This is a genomic window from Streptomyces sp. NPDC056580 (genome assembly GCF_042793175.1).
Lineage (GTDB): Bacteria > Actinomycetota > Actinomycetes > Streptomycetales > Streptomycetaceae > Streptomyces.
Map to the genome: position 1 here is coordinate 163,147 of NZ_JBHTVE010000016.1, position 26,937 is coordinate 190,083.

At 72.4% G+C, this 26,937-nt stretch carries 24 protein-coding genes; 15 read left to right on the forward strand and 9 right to left on the reverse strand.

Annotation, left to right across the window (positions count from 1 at the left end; genetic code table 11):
* Window positions 1–170 precede the first annotated feature (170 nt).
* Complete coding sequence (locus ACFQ9Z_RS31645) at window positions 171–1,544, reverse strand: diaminopimelate decarboxylase (protein ID WP_383026989.1); 1,374 nt, start codon at window positions 1,542–1,544, stop codon at window positions 171–173.
* Between the two features lie 139 nt (window positions 1,545–1,683).
* Here ACFQ9Z_RS31645 and hutU point away from each other — a divergent pair, with 139 nt between their 5' ends.
* The 4 genes from hutU to hutI all read left to right on the forward strand — a co-directional run bounded on the left by hutU (window position 1,684) and on the right by hutI (window position 7,263).
* Entirely contained in the window at window positions 1,684–3,348 is a 1,665-nt protein-coding gene (hutU, locus tag ACFQ9Z_RS31650; RefSeq protein WP_383026991.1) for a urocanate hydratase, read from the forward strand.
* 134 nt (window positions 3,349–3,482) lie between these two features.
* Window positions 3,483–4,685: an allantoate amidohydrolase gene (locus ACFQ9Z_RS31655; RefSeq protein WP_383027171.1), complete on the forward strand. Its 1,203-nt coding sequence runs from the start codon at window positions 3,483–3,485 to the stop codon at window positions 4,683–4,685.
* On the forward strand, window positions 4,682–6,034 hold the full coding sequence (locus tag ACFQ9Z_RS31660; protein WP_383026995.1) for a formimidoylglutamate deiminase: 1,353 nt from the start codon (window positions 4,682–4,684) through the stop codon (window positions 6,032–6,034). Before ACFQ9Z_RS31655 ends, ACFQ9Z_RS31660 begins: the two co-directional genes overlap by 4 nt.
* Before the next feature lie 53 nt (window positions 6,035–6,087).
* Window positions 6,088–7,263 carry an imidazolonepropionase gene (gene hutI, locus ACFQ9Z_RS31665; RefSeq protein WP_383026998.1) on the forward strand — a complete coding sequence of 392 codons (1,176 nt, stop codon included), beginning with the start codon at window positions 6,088–6,090 and terminating at the stop codon, window positions 7,261–7,263.
* A 255-nt stretch (window positions 7,264–7,518) separates the two neighbouring features.
* Here hutI and ACFQ9Z_RS31670 read toward each other — a convergent pair whose 3' ends face one another.
* On the reverse strand, window positions 7,519–9,069 hold the full coding sequence (locus ACFQ9Z_RS31670) for an RICIN domain-containing protein (protein ID WP_383027001.1): 1,551 nt from the start codon (window positions 9,067–9,069) through the stop codon (window positions 7,519–7,521).
* Window positions 9,070–9,346: 277 nt separating this feature from the next.
* Window positions 9,347–10,240: an RNA polymerase sigma factor SigF gene (locus tag ACFQ9Z_RS31675; protein WP_383027003.1), complete on the reverse strand. Its 894-nt coding sequence runs from the start codon at window positions 10,238–10,240 to the stop codon at window positions 9,347–9,349.
* Between the two features lie 247 nt (window positions 10,241–10,487).
* Between ACFQ9Z_RS31675 and ACFQ9Z_RS31680 the strand changes: the two genes are divergently transcribed.
* Both ACFQ9Z_RS31680 and ACFQ9Z_RS31685 read left to right on the forward strand, forming a co-directional pair.
* A complete protein-coding gene (locus ACFQ9Z_RS31680; RefSeq protein ID WP_143631343.1) occupies window positions 10,488–10,865 on the forward strand; it encodes an STAS domain-containing protein in 378 nt (125 codons plus the stop codon).
* 281 nt (window positions 10,866–11,146) lie between these two features.
* The gene (locus ACFQ9Z_RS31685) at window positions 11,147–11,707 is read left to right on the forward strand and encodes an ATP-binding protein (RefSeq protein ID WP_383027008.1); all 561 of its coding nucleotides are present in this window, start codon (window positions 11,147–11,149) and stop codon (window positions 11,705–11,707) included.
* Between the two features lie 520 nt (window positions 11,708–12,227).
* On the opposite strand, the gene ACFQ9Z_RS31690 is transcribed toward ACFQ9Z_RS31685, so the two are convergent.
* On the reverse strand, window positions 12,228–13,766 hold the full coding sequence (locus ACFQ9Z_RS31690; protein WP_383027011.1) for a peptide MFS transporter: 1,539 nt from the start codon (window positions 13,764–13,766) through the stop codon (window positions 12,228–12,230).
* 490 nt (window positions 13,767–14,256) lie between these two features.
* On the opposite strand from ACFQ9Z_RS31690, the gene ACFQ9Z_RS31695 reads away from it, so the two are divergent.
* Window positions 14,257–14,934 (forward strand): response regulator transcription factor, encoded by a 678-nt coding sequence (locus tag ACFQ9Z_RS31695; RefSeq protein WP_351664697.1) that lies wholly within the window; start codon window positions 14,257–14,259, stop codon window positions 14,932–14,934.
* Between the two features lie 42 nt (window positions 14,935–14,976).
* Window positions 14,977–16,248, forward strand: a complete 1,272-nt coding sequence (locus ACFQ9Z_RS31700; RefSeq protein ID WP_383027014.1) for an ATP-binding protein — start codon at window positions 14,977–14,979, stop codon at window positions 16,246–16,248.
* A 98-nt stretch (window positions 16,249–16,346) separates the two neighbouring features.
* Here ACFQ9Z_RS31700 and ACFQ9Z_RS31705 read toward each other — a convergent pair whose 3' ends face one another.
* On the reverse strand, window positions 16,347–16,853 hold the full coding sequence (locus ACFQ9Z_RS31705; RefSeq protein ID WP_383027017.1) for a GtrA family protein: 507 nt from the start codon (window positions 16,851–16,853) through the stop codon (window positions 16,347–16,349).
* A 182-nt stretch (window positions 16,854–17,035) separates the two neighbouring features.
* Between ACFQ9Z_RS31705 and ACFQ9Z_RS31710 the strand changes: the two genes are divergently transcribed.
* From ACFQ9Z_RS31710 to ACFQ9Z_RS31720, 3 genes are read left to right on the forward strand one after another with little or no spacing between them, the layout of a single operon-like run.
* The gene (locus tag ACFQ9Z_RS31710; protein WP_383027020.1) at window positions 17,036–18,196 is read left to right on the forward strand and encodes a 5-(carboxyamino)imidazole ribonucleotide synthase; all 1,161 of its coding nucleotides are present in this window, start codon (window positions 17,036–17,038) and stop codon (window positions 18,194–18,196) included.
* On the forward strand, window positions 18,193–18,717 hold the full coding sequence (purE, locus tag ACFQ9Z_RS31715) for a 5-(carboxyamino)imidazole ribonucleotide mutase (protein WP_383027024.1): 525 nt from the start codon (window positions 18,193–18,195) through the stop codon (window positions 18,715–18,717). Before ACFQ9Z_RS31710 ends, purE begins: the two co-directional genes overlap by 4 nt.
* A 5-nt stretch (window positions 18,718–18,722) precedes the next feature.
* Window positions 18,723–19,910 (forward strand): dipeptidase, encoded by a 1,188-nt coding sequence (locus ACFQ9Z_RS31720; protein ID WP_383027027.1) that lies wholly within the window; start codon window positions 18,723–18,725, stop codon window positions 19,908–19,910.
* Between the two features lie 109 nt (window positions 19,911–20,019).
* Here the strand turns inward: ACFQ9Z_RS31720 and ACFQ9Z_RS31725 are convergent, their stop codons facing one another.
* Window positions 20,020–20,421 (reverse strand): VOC family protein, encoded by a 402-nt coding sequence (locus tag ACFQ9Z_RS31725; RefSeq protein WP_383027030.1) that lies wholly within the window; start codon window positions 20,419–20,421, stop codon window positions 20,020–20,022.
* Between the two features lie 16 nt (window positions 20,422–20,437).
* A complete protein-coding gene (locus tag ACFQ9Z_RS31730; protein ID WP_383027034.1) occupies window positions 20,438–20,794 on the reverse strand; it encodes a VOC family protein in 357 nt (118 codons plus the stop codon).
* 115 nt (window positions 20,795–20,909) lie between these two features.
* Here ACFQ9Z_RS31730 and ACFQ9Z_RS31735 point away from each other — a divergent pair, with 115 nt between their 5' ends.
* Window positions 20,910–21,443, forward strand: a complete 534-nt coding sequence (locus ACFQ9Z_RS31735; protein WP_383027037.1) for a CGNR zinc finger domain-containing protein — start codon at window positions 20,910–20,912, stop codon at window positions 21,441–21,443.
* Between the two features lie 99 nt (window positions 21,444–21,542).
* Here the strand turns inward: ACFQ9Z_RS31735 and ACFQ9Z_RS31740 are convergent, their stop codons facing one another.
* Window positions 21,543–22,886, reverse strand: a complete 1,344-nt coding sequence (locus ACFQ9Z_RS31740; RefSeq protein WP_383027174.1) for a UDP-glucose dehydrogenase family protein — start codon at window positions 22,884–22,886, stop codon at window positions 21,543–21,545.
* Window positions 22,887–23,066: 180 nt separating this feature from the next.
* On the opposite strand from ACFQ9Z_RS31740, the gene ACFQ9Z_RS31745 reads away from it, so the two are divergent.
* The 3 genes from ACFQ9Z_RS31745 (at window position 23,067) to ACFQ9Z_RS31755 (ending at window position 25,639) form a co-directional block, all read left to right on the forward strand.
* Complete coding sequence (locus tag ACFQ9Z_RS31745) at window positions 23,067–24,224, forward strand: acyl-CoA dehydrogenase family protein (RefSeq protein ID WP_383027040.1); 1,158 nt, start codon at window positions 23,067–23,069, stop codon at window positions 24,222–24,224.
* 165 nt (window positions 24,225–24,389) lie between these two features.
* A complete protein-coding gene (locus tag ACFQ9Z_RS31750; RefSeq protein WP_383027044.1) occupies window positions 24,390–24,752 on the forward strand; it encodes a four-helix bundle copper-binding protein in 363 nt (120 codons plus the stop codon).
* Between the two features lie 71 nt (window positions 24,753–24,823).
* Window positions 24,824–25,639, forward strand: coding sequence for a class I SAM-dependent methyltransferase (locus ACFQ9Z_RS31755; RefSeq protein ID WP_383027047.1), 816 nt, complete (start codon window positions 24,824–24,826; stop codon window positions 25,637–25,639).
* Here ACFQ9Z_RS31755 and ACFQ9Z_RS31760 read toward each other — a convergent pair.
* Window positions 25,636–26,931, reverse strand: coding sequence for an LCP family protein (locus tag ACFQ9Z_RS31760; RefSeq protein ID WP_383027050.1), 1,296 nt, complete (start codon window positions 26,929–26,931; stop codon window positions 25,636–25,638). The two genes, ACFQ9Z_RS31755 and ACFQ9Z_RS31760, sit on opposite strands and share 4 nt — an antisense overlap.
* Window positions 26,932–26,937: the final 6 nt, after the last annotated feature.

The following is a 26,937-nucleotide window of genomic DNA, read 5'->3' on the forward strand; positions in this document are numbered from 1 at the left end:
CCTCCCCGCCTGTACTCCGGTTGAGTGACAGCGACACTACGCAACGTGTGCGTCGCGAGTGAGGGCTTTGGCATTTTCCGTTGGAACATGCGTCCGGCGTACTAGGGTGGGTCAACTGACTGCCGTCTCCCGCCAGTTGATCCATTTGTTCGAGCGAACTCAGGGGCGTGTCAACGGCTCCCGGACGCGCCCAGGGTGGTGAGTGCGGACGCGTGCGCCCCTCCGGACTCGGCCACCACCTCCGCCACCGTCTGCGGCTCCCGCACGGTCGCGAAGGCGACGCCCCCGGAAGCGTCCGGCGCGAAGCCGTAGACGCCGGGCCTGGTCAGGGAGTTGTAGGCGTAGTGGTGCGCGAAGTAGTACGCGCCCGTGTCCAGCGCCGCCGCGTAGTCGCCCTGCTCCAGCGGGGGCATGGAGCGTCCCTCGGCGAGCAGGTCGCCCGAGAAGCAGGCCGGGCCCGCCACGTCCTGCGTCACCTCCGGGCCTAGCTTCGGGCGGCCCTTGGCGTCGTACGCGGCGATCCGCAGCGGCCAGGCCCCCGGCGCGTACACCGTCCGCGTGGCCACCTGCACGCCCGCGTGCGTCACCGCGATCCGCCGCCCGCCGGAGCTCTTGGCGTACTCCACCCGCGCCACCACCGTGCCGTGCTTGGCCAGCAGCGACCGGCCGAACTCGGTCACCAGCCCGTACCGCCCGTCGAACAGCCCCGGCACCTCCGCCTTCAGCGTGCGTGCGTACTGGGCGTACGTGGGCGCGGTCGCCTCCGACCCGAAGTTGACCGGCAGGCCGCCGCCGATGTCGAGCGTGTCGATCTGCCGCCGCCCGATCCGCGCGTTGATCTCCTCCGCCAGCGCGTACGTCTCCGCCACACCTCGCGCCAGCAGCGCCAGCGGGATGCCCTGGGAGCCGGTGTGCGCGTGCAGCCGGGTCAGCCACGGCCGGTCCGCGTAGGCCTGGACCACCCACTCGCGGGCCCCCTCGTCGCGCAGCGCCACCCCGAACTTCGAGGTCTCGGTCGCGGTCGAGGTGGCCCCGATGGTGCCGCCGCCGATCTGCGGGTTGACCCGGATGCCGAGCGGGGACCGGGTGGCCGCCGCTGCGACCAGCGCGTCGAGCCGGTCCAGCTCCTGCGGGTTGTCCGCGTTCACGGCGACGCCCAGCGCCAGCGCCTCGCGCAGCTCGGCCGGCGTCTTGGCGGGGGAGTCGAGCACCGTGTTCTCCGGCGGCAGCCCCGCGGCCCGCGCCAGCGCCAGTTCGCCCGGGCTCGCCACCTCGGCGCCGATGCCCTCCTCGTGCAGCAGCCGCAGCACCGGCACCAGCGGGCTCGCCTTCACCGCGAAGGCGTGCAGCACCGGCGTGCCCGGCGCCACGACCGCGTCGAACGCGGCGCGCAGCGCGGACGCCGACTTACGGATGCCGGTGACGTCCAGCAACCCCACCACGGCCGCGTCCGGCCCCAGCAGCCCCTGCTCCACCGCGCCGCGTACCGCCTCGTCGCGCCGGGCCGCCCGCTCCCGGGCCTCACCGTCGGTGTCGTGGTCCACGACCTCTCCCCTCCTGTCGGCCTTCGTGTGCTTCCAGCCAAACACCCAGGTGGCGCGAGTGTGCGGGCGGGGAGGTGTTGACTAGTTCTATTCAGGAAGTAAGGATGTGAATAGACGTAGTAACAGGAGGAGGCAGACGATGTCGGGACCCCGCCCCGTACGAGCACCGCGCGGCACGGAACTGAGCGCCCTGGGATGGCAGCAGGAAGCCGCCCTGCGGATGCTGCAGAACAACCTCGACCCCGAGGTGGCCGAGCACCCCGACAAGCTCGTCGTCTACGGCGGCACCGGCAAGGCCGCCCGCGACTGGCGCTCCTTCGACGCCATGGTCCGCACGCTGCGCACGCTGAAGCAGGACGAGACCATGCTGGTCCAGTCCGGCCGCCCGGTCGGCGTGATGCAGACCCACGAGTGGGCCCCGCGCGTCCTCATCGCCAACTCCAATCTCGTCGGCGACTGGGCCAACTGGGAGGAGTTCCGCCGTCTGGAGGCCCTGGGCCTGACCATGTACGGGCAGATGACCGCCGGCTCCTGGATCTACATCGGCACCCAGGGCATCCTCCAGGGCACCTACGAGACCTTCGCCGCCGTCGCCGCGAAGAAGTTCGGCGGCACCCTCGCCGGGACCATCACCCTCACCGCCGGCCTCGGCGGCATGGGCGGCGCCCAGCCCCTCGCCGTGACCATGAACGACGGCGTCGCCATCTGCGTCGACTGCGACCCGCGCGCCATCGAGCGCCGCATCGAGCACCGGTACCTGGACGTCAGGGCCGACTCCCTCGACCACGCGCTGCGGCTCGCCACCGAGGCCCGCGACGCCCGCCGCCCGCTGTCCATCGGCGTCCTCGGCAACGCGGCCGAACTGGTCCCGCAACTGCTGGCGATGAACGCCCCGATCGACATCGTCACCGATCAGACCTCCGCCCACGACCCGCTGTCGTACCTGCCCGTCGGCGTCGCCTTCGAGGACATGGCCGACGCCGCCGCGAAGGACCCGGCCGGCTTCACCACGCGGGCGCGCGAGTCCATGGCGAAGCACGTGGAGGCCATGGTCGGCTTCATGGACGCCGGCGCCGAGGTCTTCGACTACGGCAACTCCATCCGCGGCGAGGCACAGCTCGCCGGGTACGACCGCGCGTTCGCCTTCCCCGGCTTCGTCCCCGCCTACATCCGGCCCCTGTTCTGCGAGGGCAAGGGACCGTTCCGCTGGGCGGCGCTGTCCGGCGACCCGGCCGACATCGCCAGGACCGACAAGGCGATCCTCGACCTCTTCCCCGAGAACGAGTCCCTGGCCCGCTGGATCAAGCTGGCCGGCGAGCGCGTCCACTTCCAGGGCCTGCCCGCGCGCATCTGCTGGCTGGGCTACGGCGAGCGGGACAAGGCCGGCGAGCGCTTCAACGACATGGTGGCCTCCGGTGAGCTGGCCGCCCCGCTGGCCATCGGCCGCGACCACCTCGACTGCGGCTCCGTCGCCTCCCCGTACCGCGAGACCGAGGCCATGCTCGACGGCTCCGACGCGATCGCCGACTGGCCGCTGCTGAACGCCATGGTCAACGTGGCCTCCGGCGCCTCCTGGGTGTCCATCCACCACGGCGGCGGTGTGGGCATGGGGCGCTCCATCCACGCCGGCCAGGTGACGGTGGCCGACGGCACGAAGCTGGGCGGGGAGAAGATCCGGCGGGTGCTCACCAACGACCCCGGCATGGGTGTCATCCGGCACGTCGACGCCGGGTACGACATCGCGGAGTCCGTGGCGGACGAGCGGGGGGTCCGGGTGCCCATGCGTGAGGGTGACGAGGCGTGAGTCCGCGAGCAGGCGGCGGCGACGCCCCGGCGCGAGCCGAGGTCCCGCCGCCGGGCGCGGCCGCGGCCGCACCCGCCCGTTCCGCCCCGCGGGACGACCGCCCACGGCCTGTGGGCGCCAGCTCCTTCCAGGAGATGTGGCGCGAGCTGCTGCCCGTCGGGCGGCACCCCGGATCCGGGGGGTACCGGCGGTACGCCTGGACCGGGGCCGACGGCGAGTGCCGGGCCTGGTTCCGCGAGCAGGCCGAGACGCGCGGGCTGGTGTACGAGGTGGACCGCAACGGCAATCAGTGGGCCTGGCTGGGCGACCCGGCCGCCGGGGACGCCGTGGTCACCGGATCGCACCTGGACTCGGTGCCGGACGGGGGCGCCTTCGACGGCCCCCTCGGCGTCGTGTCCTCCTTCGCGGCCCTCGACGAACTGCGCGCCAGGGGGACGCGGTTCACCAGGCCCCTTGCCGTCGTCAACTTCGGCGACGAGGAGGGCGCCCGGTTCGGGCTCGCCTGTGTCGGCTCCCGGCTCACCGCCGGACAGCTCACCGTCGAGCAGGCCCACCGCCTCACCGACGCGGACGGCGTCAGCCTCCCCCGGGCCATGGAGGCCGCCGGCCACGACCCCGAGGCCATCGGGGCCGACCCGGAACGGCTGGCCAGGATCGGCGCCTTCGTCGAACTCCACGTCGAACAGGGCCGCGCGCTGGACCTGTCCGGCGACCCGGTCGGCATCGCCAGCGCCATCTGGCCGCACGGCCGCTGGCGCTTCGACTTCCGCGGCGAGGCCAACCACGCCGGCACCACCCGCCTGGCCGACCGGCGCGACCCGATGCTGTCGTACGCCGAGACGGTGCTCGCCGCCCGCCGCGAGGCCGAACTCGCCGGCGCCGTCGCCACCTTCGGCAAGATCTCCGTCGAGCCGAACGGCGTCAACGCCATCCCCTCCCTGGTGCGCGGCTGGCTCGACTCCCGCGCCGCCGACCAGGCGACCCTGGACACGGTCGTGGGCGGCGTCGAGAAGGCGGCGCGCGAGTACGCCGACGCCCACGGCATCGACCTGGACGTCGTCCGGGAGTCCTTCACCCCGGTGGTCGAGTTCGACCACGCGCTGCGCGACGAACTCGGCCGCATCCTGGGGAAGGACACCGGCCTCGAAGTGCCCGTACTGGGTACCGGCGCCGGACACGACGCCGGAATCCTGTCCGGGCGCATCCCGACCGCCATGCTGTTCGTGCGCAACCCCACCGGCGTCTCGCACTCCCCGGCCGAGTCCGCGGCCGAGGACGACTGCCTCGCCGGGGTGCGCGCGCTCGCCGACGTACTGGAAGGGCTGGCCCGCACGTGACCGACACGACCTACTGGCTGGAGCACGCCTGGCTCGGCACCCATGTCGAGCCCGGCGTCGTCGTCACGGCCGCGGACGGCCGGATCAGCGCCGTCCACACCGGAGCGGCCACCCCGCCGCCCGGCGCCGAGGTGCTGCGCGGCCTGACCCTCCCGGGTCTGGCGAACGCCCACTCGCACGCCTTCCACCGGGCGCTGCGCGGCACGGTCCAGGTCGGCAGCGGCACCTTCTGGACCTGGCGCGAGGTGATGTACTCCGTCGCCGACCGGCTGACGCCGGAGACCTACCACGCCCTCGCCCGCGCCGTGTACGCCGAGATGGCGCTGGCCGGCATCACCTGCGTCGGCGAGTTCCACTACGTGCACCACGCCCCCGGCGGCACCCCCTACGGCGAGCCCAACGCCATGGGCGAGGCGCTGATCGCGGCCGCCGCCGAGGCCGGGATCCGCATCACCCTCCTGGACACCGCCTACTTCTCCTCCGCCATCCGCGACAAGCACAGCGGGGAGCCGCTCAACACCCACCAGCGGCGCTTCTCCGACGGCGACGCGGAGGCCTGGGCCGAACGCTGTTCAGTTCTCAAGGAACGGGATCACGCGCGGATCGGAGCGGCGATCCACTCCGTACGGGCCGTGCCCGCCGACCAGTTGGCGACCGTGGCGCGCTGGGCGGAGGAACGGCGGGCCCCGCTGCACGTGCACCTGTCGGAGCAGACCGCCGAGAACGACGCCTGCCTGGCCGCGCACGGCTGCACCCCGACCCGGCTGCTCGCCGACCACGGCGTGCTCGGGCCGCGCACCACCGGTGTGCACAACACCCACCTCACCGACGAGGACATCGCGCTGCTCGGCGGCTCGCGCACCGGCACCTGCATGTGCCCCACCACCGAGCGCGACCTGGCGGACGGCATCGGTCCCGCCGTCGCCCTGCAGCGGGCGGGCTCCCCGCTCTCCCTCGGCTCCGACAGCCACGCCGTCATCGACCTGTTCGAAGAGGCGCGCGCGATGGAGCTGAACGAGCGGCTGCGCACCCGCACCCGGGGCCACTGGACGGCCGCGGCACTGCTGCGGGCCGCCACCGCCGACGGCCACGCGGCCCTCGGCTGGCAGGGCGCCGGCGCCATCGAGACGGGCGCGCTCGCCGACCTGACGACGATCGCCCTCGACTCGGTCAGGACGGCCGGACCGGCACCCCGGCTGGGCGCCGAGACGGCCGTATTCGCGGCGACCGCGGCGGACGTGCGGCACACGATCGTGAGCGGCCGTCATGTCGTACGGGACGGGACGCACGCCCTCGTCCCCGACGTGCCGTCAGCGCTCGCGGACGCGATCGAAGCCCTGCGCGGCTGAGGCCCGCGCGGACGAAGCCCGCCGACCCCCGACCGGCCACCCACGAGGACACCATGAGCAGCAGCACCGTCATCACCAACATCGCCACGCTGGTCACCAACGACCCCTCCTCCGGTGACGGATCCCCCCTCGGCCTGATCCAGGACGCGGCCCTCGTCATCGACGGCGACCGCGTCGCGTGGACCGGTGAATCCAGGAAAGCACCCGCCACTGACAACCGGGTCGACGCGGGCGGCCGGGCGGTGCTGCCGGGCTTCGTGGACTCCCACTCCCACCTGGTCTTCGCCGGTGACCGCACGCAGGAGTTCAACGCCCGGATGTCCGGCCGCTCCTACACCGCGGGCGGCATCCGCACCACGGTCGCGGCCACCCGCGCCGCCACCGACGCGGAGCTGGAGGCCAACCTCACCCGCTACCTGGCGGAAGCCCTCCGCCAGGGCACCACCACCTTCGAGACGAAGTCGGGCTACGGCCTCACGGTCGAGGACGAGGCCCGCGCCCTGCGCGTCGCGGCCCGGCACACCGACGAGGTGACGTTCCTCGGCGCCCACATCGTCGCCCCCGAGCACGCCGACGACCCGGCGGCCTACGTCGCCCTGGTCACCGGCGAGATGCTGGACGCCTGCGCCCCGCACGCCCGCTGGATCGACGTCTTCTGCGAGAAGGGCGCCTTCGACGGCGACCAGGCCCGCGCGATCCTCACCGCCGGCCGGGCCAGGGGCCTGCACCCCCGGATCCACGCCAACCAGCTCTCCTACGGCCCCGGCGTCCAGCTCGCCGTCGAGCTGGACGCGGCCAGCGCCGACCACTGCACCCACCTCACCGACGCGGACGTCGACGCCCTCGCCCACAGCGACACGGTCGCCACCCTGCTGCCCGGCGCCGAGTTCTCCACCCGCGCCGAGTGGCCCGACGCCCGCCGGCTGCTGGACGCGGGCGTCACCGTGGCCCTGTCGACCGACTGCAACCCGGGTTCGTCGTTCACGTCCTCGGTCCCCTTCTGCGTCGCGCTCGCGGTGCGGGACATGGGCATGACCCCGGACGAGGCGGTCTGGTCGGCCACGGCCGGCGGCGCGGCGGCCCTGCGCCGCACGGACATCGGCCGTCTCGCCCCGGGAGCCCGCGCCGACCTGCTGCTGCTCGACGCCCCGAGCCATGTGCACCTGGCCTACCGGCCGGGCGTGCCGCTGGTCGCCGGCGTCTGGCGACGCGGCGTGCACGAGATCTGAGCCGGACGCGGGCGAGGACGGTCACTCGGGCCCGGACGCCCGCGAGGACGGCCGGACGGCCCGGGCGCGGGCGCGGAGGGTCAGGTGGGCCCGGGCCGTCCGCGCGGACGTTCAGGCGGGCGGCGACGCGGTGTGCGCGAGATCTGAGCCGGACGCGGGCGAGGACGGCCAGACGGCCAGATGCCCGCGCGGACGGTCAGGCGGCCCGGATGCCCGCGCGGACGGTCAGACGGGCCCGGAGGCCCGCGTGGACGGTCAGTCGGACCCGGCCCGCCACCGCTGCGTCGGCCCCCCGCCCAGCGGCGCCAGTCGGACCCCGTCGCCGTCGTCCGGTGTCACCGCCGTCCCGGTGTCGATCGCCGGGCGGATCGTGCCGTCGGGGTCGACGGCGAAGCGGAGGTTCCGGCCGTTGCGGCCGTAGACCGAGTCGCACTCCCAGATGCCCACGCCACGGTCGGTCGAGCCGCGGCTGTCCAGGCAGAAGCCGGAGTCGGCGGCCGAGCGCAGGACGCCCGGGCCGGTGTCGACCCGCCAGCGCTGGCTGGCGGAGGAGTCGCAGGGCGCCATGACGACGTCGTTGCCCTTCCACAGTTCGCCGTCCCGGATGTCCAGGCAGCGGCCCGTGGCCAGGTTCACCACCTGTGCGAAGGCGCTGCCCGGCGGCGCGGGCGGCGGGGACGGGGACGGGGTGCGGCGGCCGGGCGGCGCGGAGGTGGCGGGGCGGTGCGAAGTCCTCGACGGTGACGGTGACGGCGACCCGGCGGTGCGGGAGGGCGTCGGGGCGGGCGGCGGGGACAGCGAGACCGTGGCCGTCACCGTAACCGGCGGGGGAGCGGGCGTCGCCGTGACCGCCTGCCGGCCGGAGGACCCGGACGGTGTGAGCAGGAAGACCAGCATGGGGGCCAGGGCCACGCCCAGGGCCGTGGACGCCAGCAGGTAACGGCGGCCGGGCGGCCGGGTCCGGGCGGCGGCACGCGGGCCGGGAGCGGGGGCCGGAGCCGGAGCCGGACCGGAGGCGCGCAGGTATGAGGTCCCGTGCCAGGGGAGCAGGCCGTCCGCCAGGGTCTGCCGCGGGGCGTCCCGCAGCGCGGTCAGCTCCTCGACGGCGGCCGAGCAGTGCGGGCAGCGGGCCCGGTGGGCGTCCAGGTCGGCGCTGCGGCGGGGCGTGCCGGGCCGTACGGCCTCCTCGATCAGCCGGCGGAAGTCCGCGCAGCGCGGGTCGTCGGAACCGGCCAGACGGTGCCGCAGGACGGCCTGGGCCAGCGTCTGCACGGCCTGCGGGGTGTCGTGATGCACATCGACACGGCTCAGGCCGAGGTAGGCGGCGGTGCGCTCGACGGGCCCGGCTTCGAGGACGCCGTACCAGATCAGGCCCTGGGCGCGGGACGGGAGCGTCTGGAACGCCGGGAGGAGCGGTGGCGTGGGGCCGTCCGGCACACCGCTCGTGTTCAGCACCAGCAGCAGGCCCGCGTCGACGCCCGCGGCGCGTTCGTCGGCCGCCCAGGAGGCCGCCAGCCGGGCGGTGAGCAGCAGGAGCTGGTGGCGCAGGGGCACGTTCGGCTCCCGGCCGCGGGCCGTCTCGCGGGCCGCGGCGGTCAGGGTCTCCGCGGCCAGCCGGCGGGCCGCCGACTCGCTCGCGGTGCACAGCCGGGCGTAGGCGAGGACCGCCGGGTGGTGCCGGCGGCGCAGCTCCTGCAGCGCCGGGTAGGCCGTCGGGGAGGAGGCGCACAGCAGCGCCGTCAGCCGTGCGTCCGGCGCGTCGGCGAGTCCCGTGTCCGCCTCGGCCGCGTCGCCGCCCTGAGCCATCGCGTCCCCTCCGTTCCCCCGAACTCTCCGCCCTACCGGCCGGTTTGGGGGCTCATCGTGGTGGAGCGGCGCGGTCCGGGAAAGACGTTTCCCCGGGTAACCCCGATAACGGTTCGCGCATGGCGCCGGTGTGCGCGCGTCACGCCGGTTGCGCACGGCGCCGGTGTGCGTGAGGGCTGCGGCGCCGGGTACTCGCCACTCGGGCAGATCCGTCCCGGTAACGGCGAAGCGGCCCGGCGCCTGTGGCCGGACCGCCTGGCACGCGGCGACAATGGGATCACTCCTCGATGGTCAGCCCCTTGCGCAGCCGCACCAGCGTCCGCGACAGCAGCCGGGAGACGTGCATCTGGGAGATGCCGAGTTCCTCGCCGATCTCGGACTGGGTCATGCCGGCGACGAAGCGCAGGGAGAGGATCTTCCGGTCCCGGGAGGGGAGTTCGGCGATCAGCGGCTTCAGCGACTCGACGTACTCGATGCCCTCGAGCCCGTGGTCCTCGTACCCGATGCGGTCCGCGAGAGCGCCCTCGGAGTCGTCCTCCTCGGGCTGGGCGTCCAGCGAGGAGGCGGTGTAGGCGTTGGAGGCGGCCATGCCCTCGACGACCTCCTCGTTGGAGAGGCCGAGCCGCTCGGCGAGTTCCGCCACCGTCGGGGCGCGGTCCAGCTTCTGGGCCAGTTCGTCCCCGGCCTTTGCCAGGTCCAGCCGCAGTTCCTGGAGCCGGCGCGGCACGCGCACGGACCACGAGGTGTCACGGAAGAAGCGCTTGATCTCGCCGATGATGGTCGGCATCGCGAAAGTGGGGAACTCCACACCGCGCGAGAGCTCGAAGCGGTCGATCGCCTTGATCAGGCCGATGGTGCCGACCTGGATGATGTCCTCCATCGGCTCGCTGCGGGAGCGGAAGCGGGAGGCGGCGAACTTGACCAGGGCGAGGTTCAGCTCGACGAGGGTGTTGCGTACGTAGGCGTAGTCGGGCGTCCCCTCCTCGAGCGACTCGAGGCGCTCGAAGAGCGTCCGGGACAGCGCCCGGGCGTCCACCGCGTCCACCTCGTCGAAGGGCGGGATCTCCGGGAGTCCCTCGAGTGCCTCGAGGGGATTGATGGGATGATCCAGTTCCGGTGGGGGTGTCGACGTCGCGATCGGGGTATGCGATTCGTCGAGCCGGGGTGACATGGGTGTCCTCCATCGTTCTCGGCATATGGCTGCCGAAGCCAAAAAGGGTGCACTGCGGTGTGCGGCGCCTCCGAAGCCGGCTGTAGGGCTGTGTGTCCTTACTAGCCCTACCCGCTCGACAGAGGACGTCGCAAGTGCGTTCTGTGCAGATATGTCCGTTTGTGGGAAGTTGTTCGGGTGTCGGAGTGCGATTGAAAGGCGTAATGTTCGAGGGCATCAGCAGCCACGACCTCGGGAGAGAGACGGCATGGACCACGGGACGGTCGGCAGCGCACAGTCGGGCCGGCTTCTGGTGGAGGTGCGGGAAGAAGGTCCCAGCGCCGTAGTGACACCTGCGGGTGAACTGGACCACCACACCGCCGATCTTCTGCGCGAGCCGCTCGACGATCTCCTCGACAAGGGGTTCTCACGGCTGGTGGTGGACTGCTCGCGCCTTGAGTTCTGCGACTCCACGGGACTGAACGTCCTGCTCGGGGCGCGGCTGAAGGCGGAGGCCGCCGGAGGCGGGGTCCACCTGGCGGGCATGCTGCCGGTGGTGGCCCGCGTCTTCGAGATCACCGGGGCGGAGGCGGTCTTCACCGTCCACGACTCCGTAGAGGCCGCACTGGCCGGCGAATCCGACTGAGCCGGTGCTCGCCCGCTCCTGGGCGGCCGATGCCTGTACGGGGCAACGGTATGTCCAAACGGGGGGTGTTCCGCTGGATCCGTCGGGCAGGAGTCATCCTGGAAGCCGTCGACCGCGAGCACGCCGAACCGTCGGGGAACCGATGAACGGCCTGGGTGCGACGTACGTGCGAACGGCGGACGACGGAGGAGTCGTGGGCGGACTTGTGTACGGACCGCCCGGCACCGACCGGTGCCGGAATGTTGAACTGTGAACTGGTGGATCGGTGAGGTGAAGCGCTGATGAGCACCACCCGGCCTTACTCGCCGGGCGACCGCGGCCCGGAGCCCAGCGGCGCTTCCGGGGCGTCCGAAGGGGGTGCGCCGGAGCCGGGCGCGTCCGTGGGGGCAGCCGCGCCGTCCGTGCCGTCCGAGGGCGCTCCTCCGGGGCGGGGGCGGCAGGTACGCTCGCTGCGCCTGGACGGCGAGAGCGGTGTCGTCCCGCTCGCCCGTGACTTCACCCGCCAGGCGCTGTACGCGTGGGGCTGGCTGCCCGCGGCCGGCGCCGATCAGCGTGCCGCCGCCGAGGACGTGCTGCTCGTGGTGTCCGAGCTGGTCACCAACGCCTGTCTGCACGCCGAGGGCCCGGACGAACTGCTCCTGTCCTGCGACAACAAGGTGATCCGGCTGGAGGTCTCAGACCGGGGCGCCGGCCAGCCGGCCCCGCGCACCCCGCACCGCGCCGGCCGCCCCGGCGGCCACGGCATGTTCATCGTGCAGCGGCTGTGCCTGGACTGGGGCGTCCTGCGCGTCCCCGGCCGCGACGGCAAGACCGTATGGGCGGAACTGGGCGCCCCGGCGTGATCCGCCGGGCCCGGGCCACCCACCCGAGCGCGCCGGCCCTCGCACCGGCGCGCCCCCGGCAGAGCACACCAGCCCGCCCCTGACAGACCCGCCGGCCCACCCGCACCACACCCGGCCGAGCCGACCGACCCGCTCACCGCACCCCACGCCCGGCCGAGAACACTCGCCGCGCCGCCCGTCCGGCTGAGCCCGCCCGCTCGGCGCGCAGCACCAGTTCGCTGAGCGCCTCCGCTCGCCGTACGGCTCGACCCAGCGCGTGTACTCCTTCGCCGCGCCGCCCGTCCGGCCGCGCCCGCGCGCCCCCCCGCTCGTCCAGCTGACGCCACCCGCTCGCCGCGCAGCACTTGAGCCCACCCGCTCGCCGCACCCGCGCCCCGGTGTGCCAGCCGGGTCTCGTCTGCCCATCCGCTCCGGGCCGGTCGGGACGAAGGCCTGACCCGGTGGAGCAGGGACCGACAAGACGACGGAGGGCCGCCGCACATGATGTGCGGCGGCCCTCCGCCCTGCGCGTGGGGGTGCGTCAGCGCACGTCGCCCATGAGCGACTTGACCTTCCGGCGGTACATCCACACCGCGAACCCGGCGAGCGCCGCGAGGACCGCCTCCCCGAAGACCGCGCCCGTGCCGCCGAGGTCGACCCCGGCGATGGCCGGGTTGGACAGCAGGCTGGTGATGGAGTCGCCCGCGGTGACCGCGAGGAACCACACGCCCATCATCTGGCTGGCGTACTTGGCCGGGGCCATCTTCGTCGTCACCGACAGGCCCACCGGCGACAGGCACAGCTCGCCGACGGTCTGGATGAAGTAGATGCCGACCAGCCACATCGGGCTGACCGCGGTCCCGTTGGCGGCCATGCCCAGCGGGATCAGGAAGAAGAAGAACGACGCGCCGACCAGGACCAGGCCCATCGAGAACTTCACGATGGTGCTGGGCTCCCTGCCCTGGCGGTTCAGCCACATCCAGACCCAGGCGAAGACCGGGGCCAGCGCCATGATGAACAGCGGGTTCAGCGACTGGTACCAGGAGGACGGGAAGCCGAAGCCCAGCAGCGAGCCGGAGGCCTTGCCCTCACCGAACGCCTGCACGGTGGACGCGCCCTGGTCGTAGATCATCCAGAACACGGCGGCCGCGACGAAGAACCAGATGTAGCCGGTCATCTTCGACTGCTCGGTGGACGACAGCTCCTTGTCCCGCTTGATGCGCATCAGCACACCGGCCGGGATGATCAGACCGATGACGGTCAGCGGGATCATCGCCCAGTTCAGGGTGAAGTGGCCGGTGACGCCCACGACGCCGTAGAACACGGCCGCGATGATCAGCCAGGTGAGGCCCTTGCGCAGCCAGGTGGTCCGCTCCTCGGTGCTCAGCGGCTTCGGGACGACGTTGCTCTGCGGGTTCAGGTGGCGGGTGCCGAGCAGGAACGAGGCCAGACCGATCGCCATGCCGACCGCGGCCAAGCCGAAGCCGAGGTGCCAGTTGACCTCCTGGCCGACGGTGCCGATGACCAGCGGGGCGAAGAAGGCGCCCGCGTTGATGCCCATGTAGAAGATCGTGAAGCCACCGTCGCGGCGCGGGTCGTCCGGACCCTTGTACAGGTGGCCCACCATCGTGGAGATGTTGGCCTTCAGCAGACCCGAACCGGCCGCGACCAGCGCCAGACCGGCGAAGAACGGAGCCTGGCCGCCGGGCAGCGCCAGCACGATGTGACCGGACATGATCGTCACGGCGGCGATCGCCACCGTCTTGCGCGGGCCCCAGACGCGGTCGCCGAGCCAGCCGCCGGGCATGGCGAGCAGGTACACCATCGCCGAGTAGACGGACACGATCACCGTGGTGGTGGCCACGTCCATGGCCAGGCCGCCGCCCATGCTGCCCTTGCCGGCATCGGGACCGCCGGAGAGCAGGTAGACGGTGAGCAGGGCCTTCATGCCGTAGTAGGAGAAACGCTCCCACATCTCGGTCATGAAGAGAGTGGCCAGTCCGCGGGGGTGGCCGAAGAAGGTCTTCTCGGAACCGGGGGTGCCCGGGCGGACCGAGTCCTTCGTCAGGCTGGACGCCATGGTCGTTCCTTGCTGGTCGGGACGCGCGCTGGAGCGTTGCGCGCCCGGTGGGGGGTGGCCGGCACCGGCGGGGTCGGTCGTCCACCCCCACGCCCAGGGGGAGTCCACCCCGGATCGCGGAGCGGCGGACGGCGACCACCGGGATCCACGCCCCGTGCGCGTCGCTGCGCGCGGAGCCCGGCCAGAGGTCGTTCCTTTCAGGGCTGATCTTCGTCAGCCCGCACACGAAAGAGACCTTCAGCGACAGTTGCCCGCCAAAGGTCCCCGGTGTGCTACAGGCGTTCACGTCACTCTACGTCAGGACACTGCCTGATATGGAAGGACTTGAGACACGGATCACAGGTTTCGGGGGAACCGCGCGACCTGTTTCGAAGGTCTCCTCTACGATCCCATCCCCCAGGCAATGGTTCGTACCACTGGGCCGCCAAGGTAAGAATCCCGGGAAGCGATCACACCCCGGCACCGAGCGCGGGCGGTCTACCATCACCTCATGACCCGTGTACTGCTCGCCGAGGACGACGCGTCCATCTCGGAGCCGCTGGCCCGCGCACTGCGCCGGGAAGGTTACGAGGTCGAGGTGCGCGAGGACGGACCCACCGCGCTCGACGCCGGAGTCCAGGGCGGTGTCGATCTGGTCGTGCTGGACCTGGGCCTGCCCGGCATGGACGGCCTGGAGGTCGCCCGCCGGCTCCGCGCCGACGGGCAGTCCGTGCCGATCCTCATCCTGACCGCGCGCGCCGACGAGGTGGACACCGTCGTCGGCCTGGACGCGGGCGCCGACGACTACGTCACCAAGCCCTTCCGGCTCGCCGAACTTCTCGCCCGTGTCCGGGCCCTGCTGCGACGCGGCGCCGCCGAGCCCCAGCAGCCGCCGGCCACACACGGGGTGCGCATCGACGTCGAGTCCCACCGGGCCTGGATGGGCGAGGAGGAACTCCAGCTCACCGCCAAGGAGTTCGACCTGCTGCGGGTGCTGGTGCGGGACGCCGGACGCGTGGTCACCCGGGACCAGTTGATGCGCGAAGTCTGGGACACCACCTGGTGGTCCTCGACCAAGACCCTCGACATGCACATCTCCTGGCTGCGCAAGAAGCTCGGCGACGACGCGGCGAACCCCCGCTACATCGCCACCGTGCGCGGGGTCGGGTTCCGCTTCGAGAAGAGCTGAGCCCCGCCCCGGGGGCCCGGCACCGCTTCAGGTAACAGGGACATGCGCCGACGCCTCATCCAGTCCACCCTCGCCGTCGTCCTCGTGGTGATCGCCGTCTTCGGGGTCTCCCTGGTGATCGTGGAGACGCGGACCATCACCAGCAGCGCCCAGGAGCGGGTCGAGTCCGAGGCGGTGCGGCTGGCGAGCATCGTGGACAGCCGCATCCTCGCGCAGGAGAACGTCAACTCCGAGGTCCTGCGCAACCCGGTCAGCAAGGACCAGTACGCGGTGATCAGCGTCCCCGGCCGGGCGCCGATCGAGATCGGCAGCCGGCCCGAGGGCGACGTCATCCACGCCACGCAGAGGGGCGAGGAGGGCGAGACGGTCACCGTGCAGGAGCCGCGCTCCGCGGTCACCCGCGAGGTCGGCCGCACCCTGCTGATCATCGGCCTGGTCGCGCTGCTCGCGGTGGTCGCCGCGGTGCTGCTCGCCGTCCGCCAGGCCAACCGCCTCGCCTCCCCGCTGACCGACCTCGCCGAGACAGCCGAACGCCTCGGCTCCGGCGATCCGCGCCCCCGGCACAAGCGGTACGGCGTCCCCGAGCTGGACCGGGTCGCCGACGTCCTGGACTCCTCCGCCGAGCGGATCGGCCGCATGCTGACCGCCGAGCGGCGCCTGGCCGCCGACGCCTCCCACCAGCTCCGCACACCGCTGACCGCGCTGTCCATGCGGCTCGAGGAGATCACCCTCACCGACGACCCGGACACGGTGAAGGACGAGGCGACGATCGCGCTGACCCAGGTCGAGCGGCTCACGGACGTCGTGGAGCGGCTGCTGACCAACGCGCGCGACCCGCGCACCGGCTCCGCCGTCTCCTTCGACCTCGACGAGGTCATCCAGCAGCAGCTCGCCGAGTGGCGGCCCGCCTACCGCAGCGCCGGCCGGGCCGTCGTCGCCTCCGGCAAGCGGCACCTGCACGCCGTCGGCACTCCGGGCGCGGTCGCGCAGGTGCTGGCGGCGCTGATCGAGAACTCCCTGATGCACGGCGGCGGGACCGTGGCCCTGCGCACCCGGGTCACCGGCAACCAGGCGGTCGTGGAGGTCACCGACGAGGGCCCCGGCGTACCGGCCGACCTCGGCGCGCGGATCTTCGAGCGCGCCATCAGCGGGCGCAACTCCACGGGCATCGGGCTGGCCGTGGCCCGCGACCTCGCGGAGGCCGACGGGGGCCGCCTGGAGCTGCTCCAGACCCAGCCGCCGGTGTTCGGCCTGTTCCTGTCCCGCACGCCGCCTGCCCGCAAAACGGACGACAGCCGCCCCACGGTCCGTTAGGGCCTGTCTGACGATTCCCGCCGGGCCCGCGACGCCTGGCACCAGACCGCCGCGGGCTGATCCGACGCGAATCGTCAGACAGGCCCTGGCGCGACCGGCTACGGAACGCGCTGCCGGGGCTTGGACGCGGGCTTCCTCGACTGCCGCGCCACGATCGACTCCGCCGCCACCGCCTCCCGGGCGGGCATGGCGCGGAACACCCAGCTGCGGTACGACCAGAAGCGGAACAGGGTGGCGACGCCGATGCCGACGAACTTGAAGACGTTGCTCTGCAGCGGGCTGTCCCAGCCGAAGCCGTAGGTCGCCAGGTAGAGCACACCGTTCTCGATCACCAGGCCGATCGCGCTGAACAGCAGGAAGAGCGTGAGCTCACGGGTGCGGCCGCCCTTGTCGCGGTCCCGGTAGGTCCAGTAGCGGAAGCCGACGTAGTTGAAGGCGATCGCCACGACGGTCGCGATGATGCTGGCGCGCACCACCGGCAGGTCGGAGACGTGCCGGACCAGGTTGAACACACCCAGATTGACGAGGACGCCGGCGCCGCCCACGGCGCCGAACTTGGCCATCTCGCGTACGAGCCGTTGCAGCCCCGAGGAACGATGTTCCATGGCTGTGCAGCTCCCGTCCGTAGGCGTCGTCAACCCAGCCATGCTATCCAGGCGGCACCCCCGGCGCCTGCGGACCAGGCCACAGCTTGGGAACGGGTCGGAAAGAGGCGGGAAAGCCCGGGGTAAGACGGGGTGCGAGGCCGGTAATCAGGGCGGGTCGGCGTGGCCGATACGCTAGGGGGGTGACGTTCCCGGTAGTCGGCATGGTCGGCGGGGGGCAGCTCGCGCGTATGACGCACGAAGCCGGCATCCCGTTGGGCATCAGGTTCAAGCTCCTCAGTGACACCCCTCAGGATTCCGCGGCGCAGGTCGTGAACGATGTCGTCGTCGGCGACTATCGCGACCTCGACACGCTGCGTGAGTTCGCGCGCGGGTGCGATGTGATCACTTTCGATCACGAACATGTACCCACCGAGCACCTCCGGGCCCTGGAGGCGGACGGCATCCCCGTGCGCCCGGGGCCCGACGCGCTCGTGCACGCCCAGGACAAGGGCGTGATGCGGGCGAGGCTCGACTCGATCGGCATCCCGTGCCCGCGGCACCGGATCGTGAGCGATCCGCAGGACGTGGCCGCCTTCGCGCGTGAAGGCCTCGCCGACGGAGAGGCGGGCGACGGCTTCCCCGTCGTCCTGAAGACCGTCCGCGGCGGGTACGACGGCAAGGGCGTGTGGGTCGTCGACTCCGTCGAGGAGGCCGCCGCCCCGTTCCGGGCGGGCGTGCCCGTCCTCGCCGAGGAGAAGGTCGACTACGTCCGCGAGCTCGCCGCCAACGTCGTGCGCTCCCCGCACGGCCAGGCCGTCGCCTACCCGGTGGTCGAGTCGCAGCAGGTCAACGGCGTCTGCGACACCGTCATCGCGCCCGCCCCCGACCTCGACGAGGACCTCGCGCTGCGCGCCGAGGAGATGGCCCTGACCATCGCCAAGGAACTCGGCGTCGTCGGCCACCTCGCCGTGGAGCTGTTCCAGACCCGCGACGGCCGCATCCTCGTCAACGAACTGGCGATGCGCCCGCACAACTCCGGCCACTGGACCCAGGACGGCGCGGTCACCTCCCAGTTCGCCAACCACGTCCGGGCCGTCCTCGACCTCCCGCTCGGTGACCCGCGCCCGCGCGCCCCGTGGACCGTCATGGTCAACGTCCTGGGCGGCGACTACCCGGACATGTACTCCGCGTACTTGCACTGCATGGCCCGCGACCCCAAGCTCAAGATCCACATGTACGGCAAGGGCGTGAAGCCGGGCCGCAAGGTCGGACACGTCAACACCTACGGCGACGACCTGGACGACGTGCTGGAGCGCGCCCGTCACGCTGCCGGCTACCTGAGAGGCACCATCACCGAATGAGCCCTGTTGTTGGCATCGTCATGGGGTCGGACTCCGACTGGCCCGTCATGGAGGCAGCCGCCAAGGCGCTGGACGAGTTCGAGATCGCCTACGAGGTCGACGTCGTGTCCGCGCACCGCATGCCCCGCGAGATGATCACTTACGGCGAGCAGGCCGCCGAGCGCGGCCTGAAGGCGATCATCGCCGGCGCCGGCGGAGCCGCGCACCTCCCCGGCATGCTCGCCTCCGTCACCCCGCTGCCGGTCATCGGCGTCCCGGTCCCGCTGAAGTACCTCGACGGCATGGACTCCCTGCTGTCGATCGTGCAGATGCCGGCCGGTGTCCCGGTCGCCACCGTCTCCGTCGCCGGTGCCCGCAACGCCGGGCTGCTCGCGGCCCGCATGCTCGCCGCGCACGACGAGGAGCTGCTGCAGAAGATGCGCGACTTCCAGCAGGACCTCAACGACCAGGCCACCGAGAAGGGCAAGCGGCTGCGGACCAAGGTCGAGGGCGCGGGCAGCGGCTTCGGCTTCGGGAAGTGACGCGCATGCCCTCCCTGGACGAGGCCCGCGAACTGCTCCGCGAGTTCCCGGTCGTCGACGGCCACAACGACCTGCCCTGGGCCCTGCGCGAGCAGGTCGGCTACGACCTCGACGCCCGTGACATCGCCGAGGCGCAGAACGAGCACCTGCACACCGACCTCCGCCGGCTGCGCGCGGGCGGGGTCGGCGCCCAGTACTGGTCGGTGTACGTGCCCTCGGACCGGCCCGGCGCGGTGCCCGCGACCCTGGAGCAGATCGACTGCGTACGGCGGCTGATCGAGCGCTACCCGGCCGATCTGGCCCCCGCGCTGACCGCCGCGGACATGGTGGCGGCGCGGCAGGGCGGCCGGATCGCCTCCCTGATGGGCGCCGAGGGCGGCCACTCCATCGCCAACTCGCTCGGCACCCTGCGCGGCCTGTACGAGCTGGGCGTGCGCTACATGACGCTCACGCACAACGACAACAACGACTGGGCGGACTCCGCGACCGACGAGCCGAACGTCGGCGGCCTGTCGGCCTTCGGCCACGAGGTCGTGCGCGAGATGAACCGGCTCGGCATGCTCGTCGACCTCTCCCACGTGGCGGCGACGACCATGCGCGACGCGCTGGACACCACCGCAGCGCCGGTGATCTTCTCGCACTCCTCCTCCCGGGCCGTCTGCGACCACCCGCGCAACATCCCGGACGACGTCCTGGAGCGGCTGCCCGCCAACGGCGGCATGGCGATGGTGACGTTCGTGCCGAAGTTCGTGCTCCAGGCGGCGGTCGACTGGACGGTGGCGGCCGACGCGAACCTGCGCGCCCACGGCTTCCACCACCTCGACACCACCGCCGAGGCGATGAAGGTGCACCGCGCCTTCGAGGAGAGCAACCCGCGCCCGGTCGCCACGGTGTCCACGGTCGCCGACCACCTCGACCACATGCGCGAGGTCGCGGGCGTCGACCACCTCGGCATCGGCGGCGACTACGACGGCACGGCGTTCACCCCGGACGGCCTGGAGGATGTCTCCGGCTACCCGAACCTGCTCGCCGAGCTGCTCGACCGCGGCTGGTCCCGCGCCGACCTGGCCAAGCTGACCTGGCAGAACGCGGTACGGGTGCTGGGCGCCGCGGAGGACGTCGCCCGCGGCCTGCGGGCCACCCGCGCCCCGTCCAACGCCACGATCAAGTCCCTGGACGGCTCCGCGGCCTGACGCCCGCCCGCGTCCGGTCCGTCCGCTCGGCCGGTCCGTCCTCCCGGCACGACGGCGGGCCCGTGCGGCGGACGGCCCGGAGCCTTCCCTCAGCCCCGGTCCGCCGGCCTCAGTCGAGCCCCTCGGGCCGTTCGATCCGGCACAGGCAGAAGGGGTGTCCGGCCGGATCGGCGTACACCGCGAAGTCCTTCTTCTCCCGGTCCTCCACGTCCAGCGGCCGGGCCCCCAGCGCGAGCACCTTCTCGTGGGCGGCGTCGACCTCCGCCCAGGTCGGCCCCGCGTCGAAGTCCAGGTGGAACTGCTGCGAGTCCCGGTCGGCGCGCGGCCACTGGGGCGGGGTGAACCCCTCGGCGCGCTGGAAGGACAGCCGCGGCCCGTCCGGCACCCGCAGGACGACCCAGTCGTCGTCCTCGGCCTCCGGAGTGCCGCCCGCGACCGCCGCGTAGAACGCGGCGAGCGCGTGCGGGTCGGGGCAGTCGAGCACGACGCTGCGCAGACGGGCCACGGCCATGGGTCCTCCCGGGATGTCAGCAGGCACAGAGGCAGAACGGGTGCCCCGCCGGGTCGGCGTAAACCCGGAAGGTGCCGCCGGGCTCCGCGGCCAGCGGCTTCGCGCCCAGCGCCAGCACCCCCTTCTCGGCGTCGTCCAGGTCCTCCACCACCAGGTCCAGGTGGAACTGCTGCGAGGCGTCGGCCGCCGGCCAGCGTGGCGGCACGTGACCGGGGGCCCGCTGGAAGGCGAGCGCCTGCCCGCCCGGCACCTTCAGGTCCACCCACTCCCCTTCTCCCTCGACGCTGCCGCCGAGCACCTCGGCGTAGAAACCGGCGAGCGCCTGCGGATCGGGGCAGTCCAGGACGACCACACCCAGCTTGGCGAGAGCCATGACTTCCTCCAAGAGCGTCTGAGTTACCGTTGAAGCCGGTTATCCGGTAACGGTTACCGCATGCTCCCGCATGGCGGGTAACGTCGCAACCGGATTGCGGAGGTGAACGGCGGACATGAGTGAGCGAACGCCCGCCCCGGAAGGACTGGCGCTGATCGAGTCCCTGGTGAACACGGTGGACCTCGGCAGCGGCCGGGACGCGCTCGACACGGCCGAGGGCCGGGAGCGCTTCGGGCTCACCGAGGACGACCTGCCCGGCGCCCTCGCCCTGCGCGAGTCGCTGCGGGCCGCCTTGCTCGCCCACGCCGGCCACCCGCCGCACCGCGAGGTCACCCCGCTCGGCGAGCTGCTGGCCCACGCCCCCCTGTACGTCACCGTCGACCCCGCCGACGGCTCAGCGGCCCTCGCCCCCGCCGACACCGGCCCGCTGCTCTCCCGAGTCGCCGCGGCCGTCGCCGGCGCCCTGACCGCGGGCACCTGGACCCGCCTGAAGGCCTGCGCCGCCGAGACCTGCCACTGGGCGTACTACGACCGCAGCCCCGCCGGCCGCGGCCGCTGGTGCTCCATGCAGGTCTGCGGAGCGCGCGCCAAGATGCGCCGCTACCGGGCGAAGGAGCCGAACACCACAGGACGTTCGGCGGCCACGTAGGCCCCCCGTGGGGCAGAATGCGCAAGGGCGCCGGTTCGGCCGACTGAGCCTCGGCCGAACCGGCGTCCTCTTCTTGGAGTACTCCGAGGGCGCGGCGCGCTACGCGGTCGGGCGTCCCATCGCCCGGTACGTCCACCCGGCCCGCCGCCACAGCTCCGGGTCGAGCGCGTTGCGGCCGTCCAGGATCAGCCGGGCCGCCGCCGCCTCGCCGAGCGCCGCCGGGTCCAGCTCGCGGAACTCCCGCCACTCCGTCAGGTGCAGCACCACGTCGGCCCCCCGGACCGCCTCCAGCGCGGAGTCGGCGTAACCCAGCGTCGGGAAGACCTTGCGGGCGTTCACCATGCCCTTGGGGTCGTACACCGTCACCTGACCGCCCTGCAGATGGATCTGCCCGGCCACGTTCAGCGCCGGCGAGTCGCGCACGTCGTCCGAGTCGGGCTTGAAGGCGGCGCCCAGCACCGCGACCCGCTTGCCCAGGAACGAGCCGCCCCCGAGCGCCTCGCGGGCCATCTCGACCATCTGGCCGCGCCGGCGCATGTTGATCGAGTCGATCTCCCGCAGGAAGGTCAGCGCCTGGTCCGCGCCCAGCTCACCGGCCCGCGCCATGAACGCCCGGATGTCCTTCGGCAGACAGCCGCCGCCGAACCCGATTCCCGCCCGCAGGAACTTCCGCCCGATCCGGTCGTCGTACCCGATGGCCTCCGCCAGCTTCGCCACGTCACCGCCGCCCGCCTCGCAGACCTCGGCCATCGCGTTGATGAACGAGATCTTCGTCGCGAGGAACGAGTTCGCCGCCGTCTTCACCAGTTCGGCCGTCGGGAAGTCCGTCACCACGAACGGGGTGCCCTCGCCGACCGGCGTCGCGTACACCTCGCGCAGCAGCTTCTCCGCCCGCTCGCTGCGCACCCCGACAACGATCCGGTCCGGGTGCAGCGTGTCCTGCACCGCGAAGCCCTCACGCAGGAACTCCGGGTTCCAGGCCAGCTCCGCGTCCGCGCCGGCCGGCGCGTGCTCCGCGAGATAGCGGGCCAGCCGGTCGGCGGAGCCCACCGGCACGGTCGACTTGCCGACCACCAGCGCCGGACCGCGCAGGTGCGGGGCGAGGGAGGCGACGGCCGCGTCGACGTACGACATGTCCGCCGCGTAGTCCCCGTGGCGCTGCGGGGTGTTCACGCAGACGAAGTGCACGTCGCCGAACTCGGCCACCTCGGCCCAGTCCGTGGTGAACCGCAGCCGCTGCGAGGAGCCCTCGAAACCCGCCACGTGCCTGCGCAGCAGCTCCTCGAGCCCCGGCTCGTACATGGGGGTCTCGCCGCGCTCCAGCATGGCGATCTTCTCGGGCACGACGTCCAGTCCCAGCACCTCGAAGCCCAGCTCGGCCATGGCCGCGGCGTGCGTGGCGCCGAGATAGCCGGTGCCGATCACGGTGATCTTCAGGCTCATGGGTGCGCTCCAGCTCGGGGACTCGGTCATGCGGTGCCTGAGCATAGTCGGGCCGCCCACCGGGCAATTTCCCCGCTGTCGCCAAGCTCACGTAGGCGGGTACCAGGTGGCCTACTAAAATTTGAGTTACTTAACGGTAATTAGCGTCAGTATCACTGCGTCTTTGGAGCGTGAGAGACCGTGGCCGGAACGGCTGACTTCGACCTGTACCGCCCGTCCGAGGAGCACGACATGCTCCGGGACGCCGTCCGTTCGCTGGTCGAGGCGAAGATCGCGCCGTTCGCCGCGGCGGTCGACGAGGAGGCCCGCTTCCCCCAGGAGGCCCTGGACGCGCTGGTCGCGAACGACCTCGCCGCCGTGCACGTGCCCGAGGAGTACGGCGGCGCCGGCGCCGACGCGCTCGCCACGGTCATCGTGATCGAGGAAGTGGCCCGCGCCTGCGTCTCCTCCTCCCTGATTCCCGCGGTGAACAAGCTGGGCTCCCTGCCGGTGATCCTCTCCGGCGGCGAGGAGCTGAAGAAGAAGTACCTGACGCCGCTCGCCAAGGGCGAAGCGATGTTCTCGTACTGCCTCTCCGAGCCGGACGCGGGCTCGGACGCGGCCGGCATGAAGACCAAGGCCGTCCGCGACGGCGACCACTGGATCCTCAACGGCGTGAAGCGCTGGATCACCAACGCGGGCGTCTCCGAGTACTACACGGTGATGGCGGTCACCGACCCGACGAAGCGCTCCAAGGGCATCTCGGCGTTCGTCGTGGAGAAGTCGGACGAGGGCGTCTCGTTCGGCGCCCCCGAGAAGAAGCTCGGCATCAAGGGCTCCCCGACCCGCGAGGTCTACTTCGACAACGTCCGCATCCCCGCCGACCGCATGATCGGCGAGGAGGGCACCGGCTTCGCCACGGCCATGAAGACCCTGGACCACACCCGCATCACCATCGCCGCCCAGGCGCTCGGTGTCGCCCAGGGCGCCCTCGACTACGCCAAGGGCTACGTCCAGGAGCGCAAGCAGTTCGGCAAGCCGATCGCCGACTTCCAGGGCGTCCAGTTCATGCTCGCCGACATGTCCATGAAGATCTCGGCGGCCCGCGCCCTCACCTACCAGGCCGCCGCCGCCTCCGAGCGCGGTGACGCCGACCTCACCTACCTCGGCGCCGCCGCCAAGTGCTTCGCCTCGGACACGGCGATGGAGGTCACCACCGACGCCGTCCAGCTCCTCGGCGGCTACGGCTACACCCGGGACTACCCGGTGGAGCGCATGATGCGCGACGCGAAGATCACCCAGATCTATGAAGGCACCAACCAGGTCCAGCGCATCGTCATGGCGCGCAACCTGCCGTAGCGGGTCACGGGCCGAGGCTCACCGGAAGGCGCCCCGCGGGGCGCCTTCCGGCTTTTCCGGGGCGCCTTACGACCGGTCGGTCACATGCGGGCGGGGGTGGGACGGCGTAGGACGGAAGCACACGGGGCCCGACCCGGGTCCCATCCTTCCCCAGGAGGAGCAGCCATGGCCGAGTCCGGAACGATGACCCCGATGAGCAAGCAGATGCAGGACTGCGTCGAGGCCTGCATGACGGCGCACACCATGTGCGAGGAGGCCATGAGCTCCTGCCTGCACATGGGCGGCCAGCCCCAGATGCAGATCATGCGCGCGCTCATGGACTGCTCCGAGATGACCCGCATGTGCTCCGACATGATGATGCGCCGCTCGCCCATGGCGCAGGAGATGTGCGCCATGTGCGCCAAGGCCTGCGACATGTGCGCCGACGCGTGTATGTCCATGCCCGACGACGAGCAGCTCGTGCGCTGCGCCGAGGCGTGTCGCCGCTGCGCGGAGATGTGCCGCGCGATGGCGGGCGCCCGGATGTGACCCGGCGCCCCCGCGTGTGATCAAGGGCACCCCCGCGGTGCCCTTGATCCTCCGTACGGCAGGCTGGGCGCATGACGACGGATGCGACGGCGGCCTTCGACGCCGCCGAGCGGTCCATGTGGGCCGGACGGACCGAGGCGTACGCCAGGAGCTTCGGACGGCTGTGCGCGCACACCGTGCCCGCCCTGCTGGACGCCGCCGGCGTCGGCGCGGGGGCCCGGGTGCTCGACGTCGGCACCGGGACCGGCACGGCCGCGCTGGCGGCGGGGGAGCGGGGCGCGCTGGTGCGGGCCGTGGACGCCGATGCCGGGATGGCCGCCGAGGCACGCCGGCGGGGAGTGGCCGCCGAGGTGGCGGTGCTGCCGGAACTGCCCTTCCCGGACGCCGCGTTCGACGCGGTGGTCGGCAACTTCGTACTCAACCACGTGGGCCGTCCGCGCACCGCCCTCGCCGAGCTGCGGCGGGTGCTGCGGCCGGGCGGGCGGATCGCGGTGACGCTGTGGGGCGCCCGGCGCGGCGGCGGCCAGGACCTGCTCGGCGCCGCGTGCGCGGCGGGCGGCGCGGTGCCGCCGTCCTACCTGCCCCGCCTCGCCCCGGACGAGGACTTCGAACGCACTCCCGGGGGGCTGGCCGCGCTGCTCGCGGAGGCCGGCTTCGGCGACGCCGCGGCGCGGGAGCTGGAGTGGGACCACCGGGCGAGCGCCGAGGAGTGGTGGGGCGGCGCGGCGGGCGGGGTCGCCACCGTCGGCCTGGTGGTGACCTCGCAGGACGCGGAGACCACCGGCCGCATCCGGCGGGAGTACGAGCGGCTGTGCGCCCGGTACGACGACGGGGAAGGGCTGCTCGCCCTCCCCCATGTCGCGCTGCTGGCCTCCGGGACCGCCTAGTTGCCGGAGACGGTCACCTTCTGGTCGTTCTTCAGCTCGTCCACGAGGGTCTTCACCTTCGCCTTGTCCCAGACGAGGTTGCCGCCCGTGGATCCGGAGATCGGCATGTTCATGGACTTGCCGTCACCGCTGCTGACGCCCTTCATCGCCCAGAACATCGACGCCAGGTCCCACAGGCTCATGTCCTTGTCGACGGTGAGGGAGTCCAGGCCGGCGCCCATGGTCGGGTAGAACTTGAACGGGTTGAGGACCGTCGACGGGGTGGCCACCTGGTGGGCCAGCGCGGCCAGGAACTTCTGCTGGTTCTTGGTGCGCTGCAGGTCGCTCGCCGCGAACGCGTGCCGGGTGCGGACGAAGGCCAGGGCCTGCTCGCCGTTGAGGGTCTGCTTGCCGGCCTTGAAGTCGGCGCCGGACCACTTGTCCTTGAAGCCCTGGTCGAGGGTCATCTCGACACCGCCGACCGCGTCGACGATCTTCGCGAAGCCGCCGAAGCCGATCTCCACGTAGTGGTCTATGTGCAGGCCGGTGTTGTACTCGACGGTGCGGACCAGCAGGGTCGGGCCGTCCTCGGCGTAGGCCGCGTTCAGCTTCGTGTGGCGTCCCTGGTTCGGGTAGACCTTGCCGGACGTCGACCCCTTGTACGAGGGGATCGCCACGTCGGAGTCGCGCGGCAGCGAGACGAGGGTGTCGCCGTTGCTGCCGACGTGCAGGATCATCATCGAGTCGGTGCGCTGGCCCTGGGCGGAGCCGGTGTGGAGCTTCTTCTTGTCCTCGGCCGACATGCCCTTGCGGCTGTCGGAGCCGACGATCAGGTAGTTGGTGCCCTCGCCGGTCTCGGGCCGGTCGATGACCCTGGAGAGGTCGACGTCCCGGTTCAGCTTGGAGTCGGCCCAGAAGTAGGTGGCCACGGAGGTGACGATGAGCACGGTGACGAGCGTCAGGGCCGTCAGCTTGATCCGCCGCCGCCAGTTCGGGGCGGGGCGCGGCCCTCTGCCGTAGGTCTCGCCCGGGCCGCCCGGGCCGCCTCCGCCGTAGACCTGGCCGGTGTTGTAGCCGCCGTCGTAGTCGTCGTATCCCTGGCCGTCGACGTACGACGGCTGCTGCGGGACCCCGGCGCCGCGGGGCGGCGCCGACGGGCCGGGCGTACCGTACGAACGCTGGCCGGGCGGTACCGCCGGGCCGCGCTGCACCTGACGCATCACGCGGGCGCCTTCCGGCTGCACGCCACCGCTGCCGCGTCCGTAGCGCGGGCCGCGGTTGTCGTCGGACCATCCCTGGGGCCAGTCATTCATGCGCCC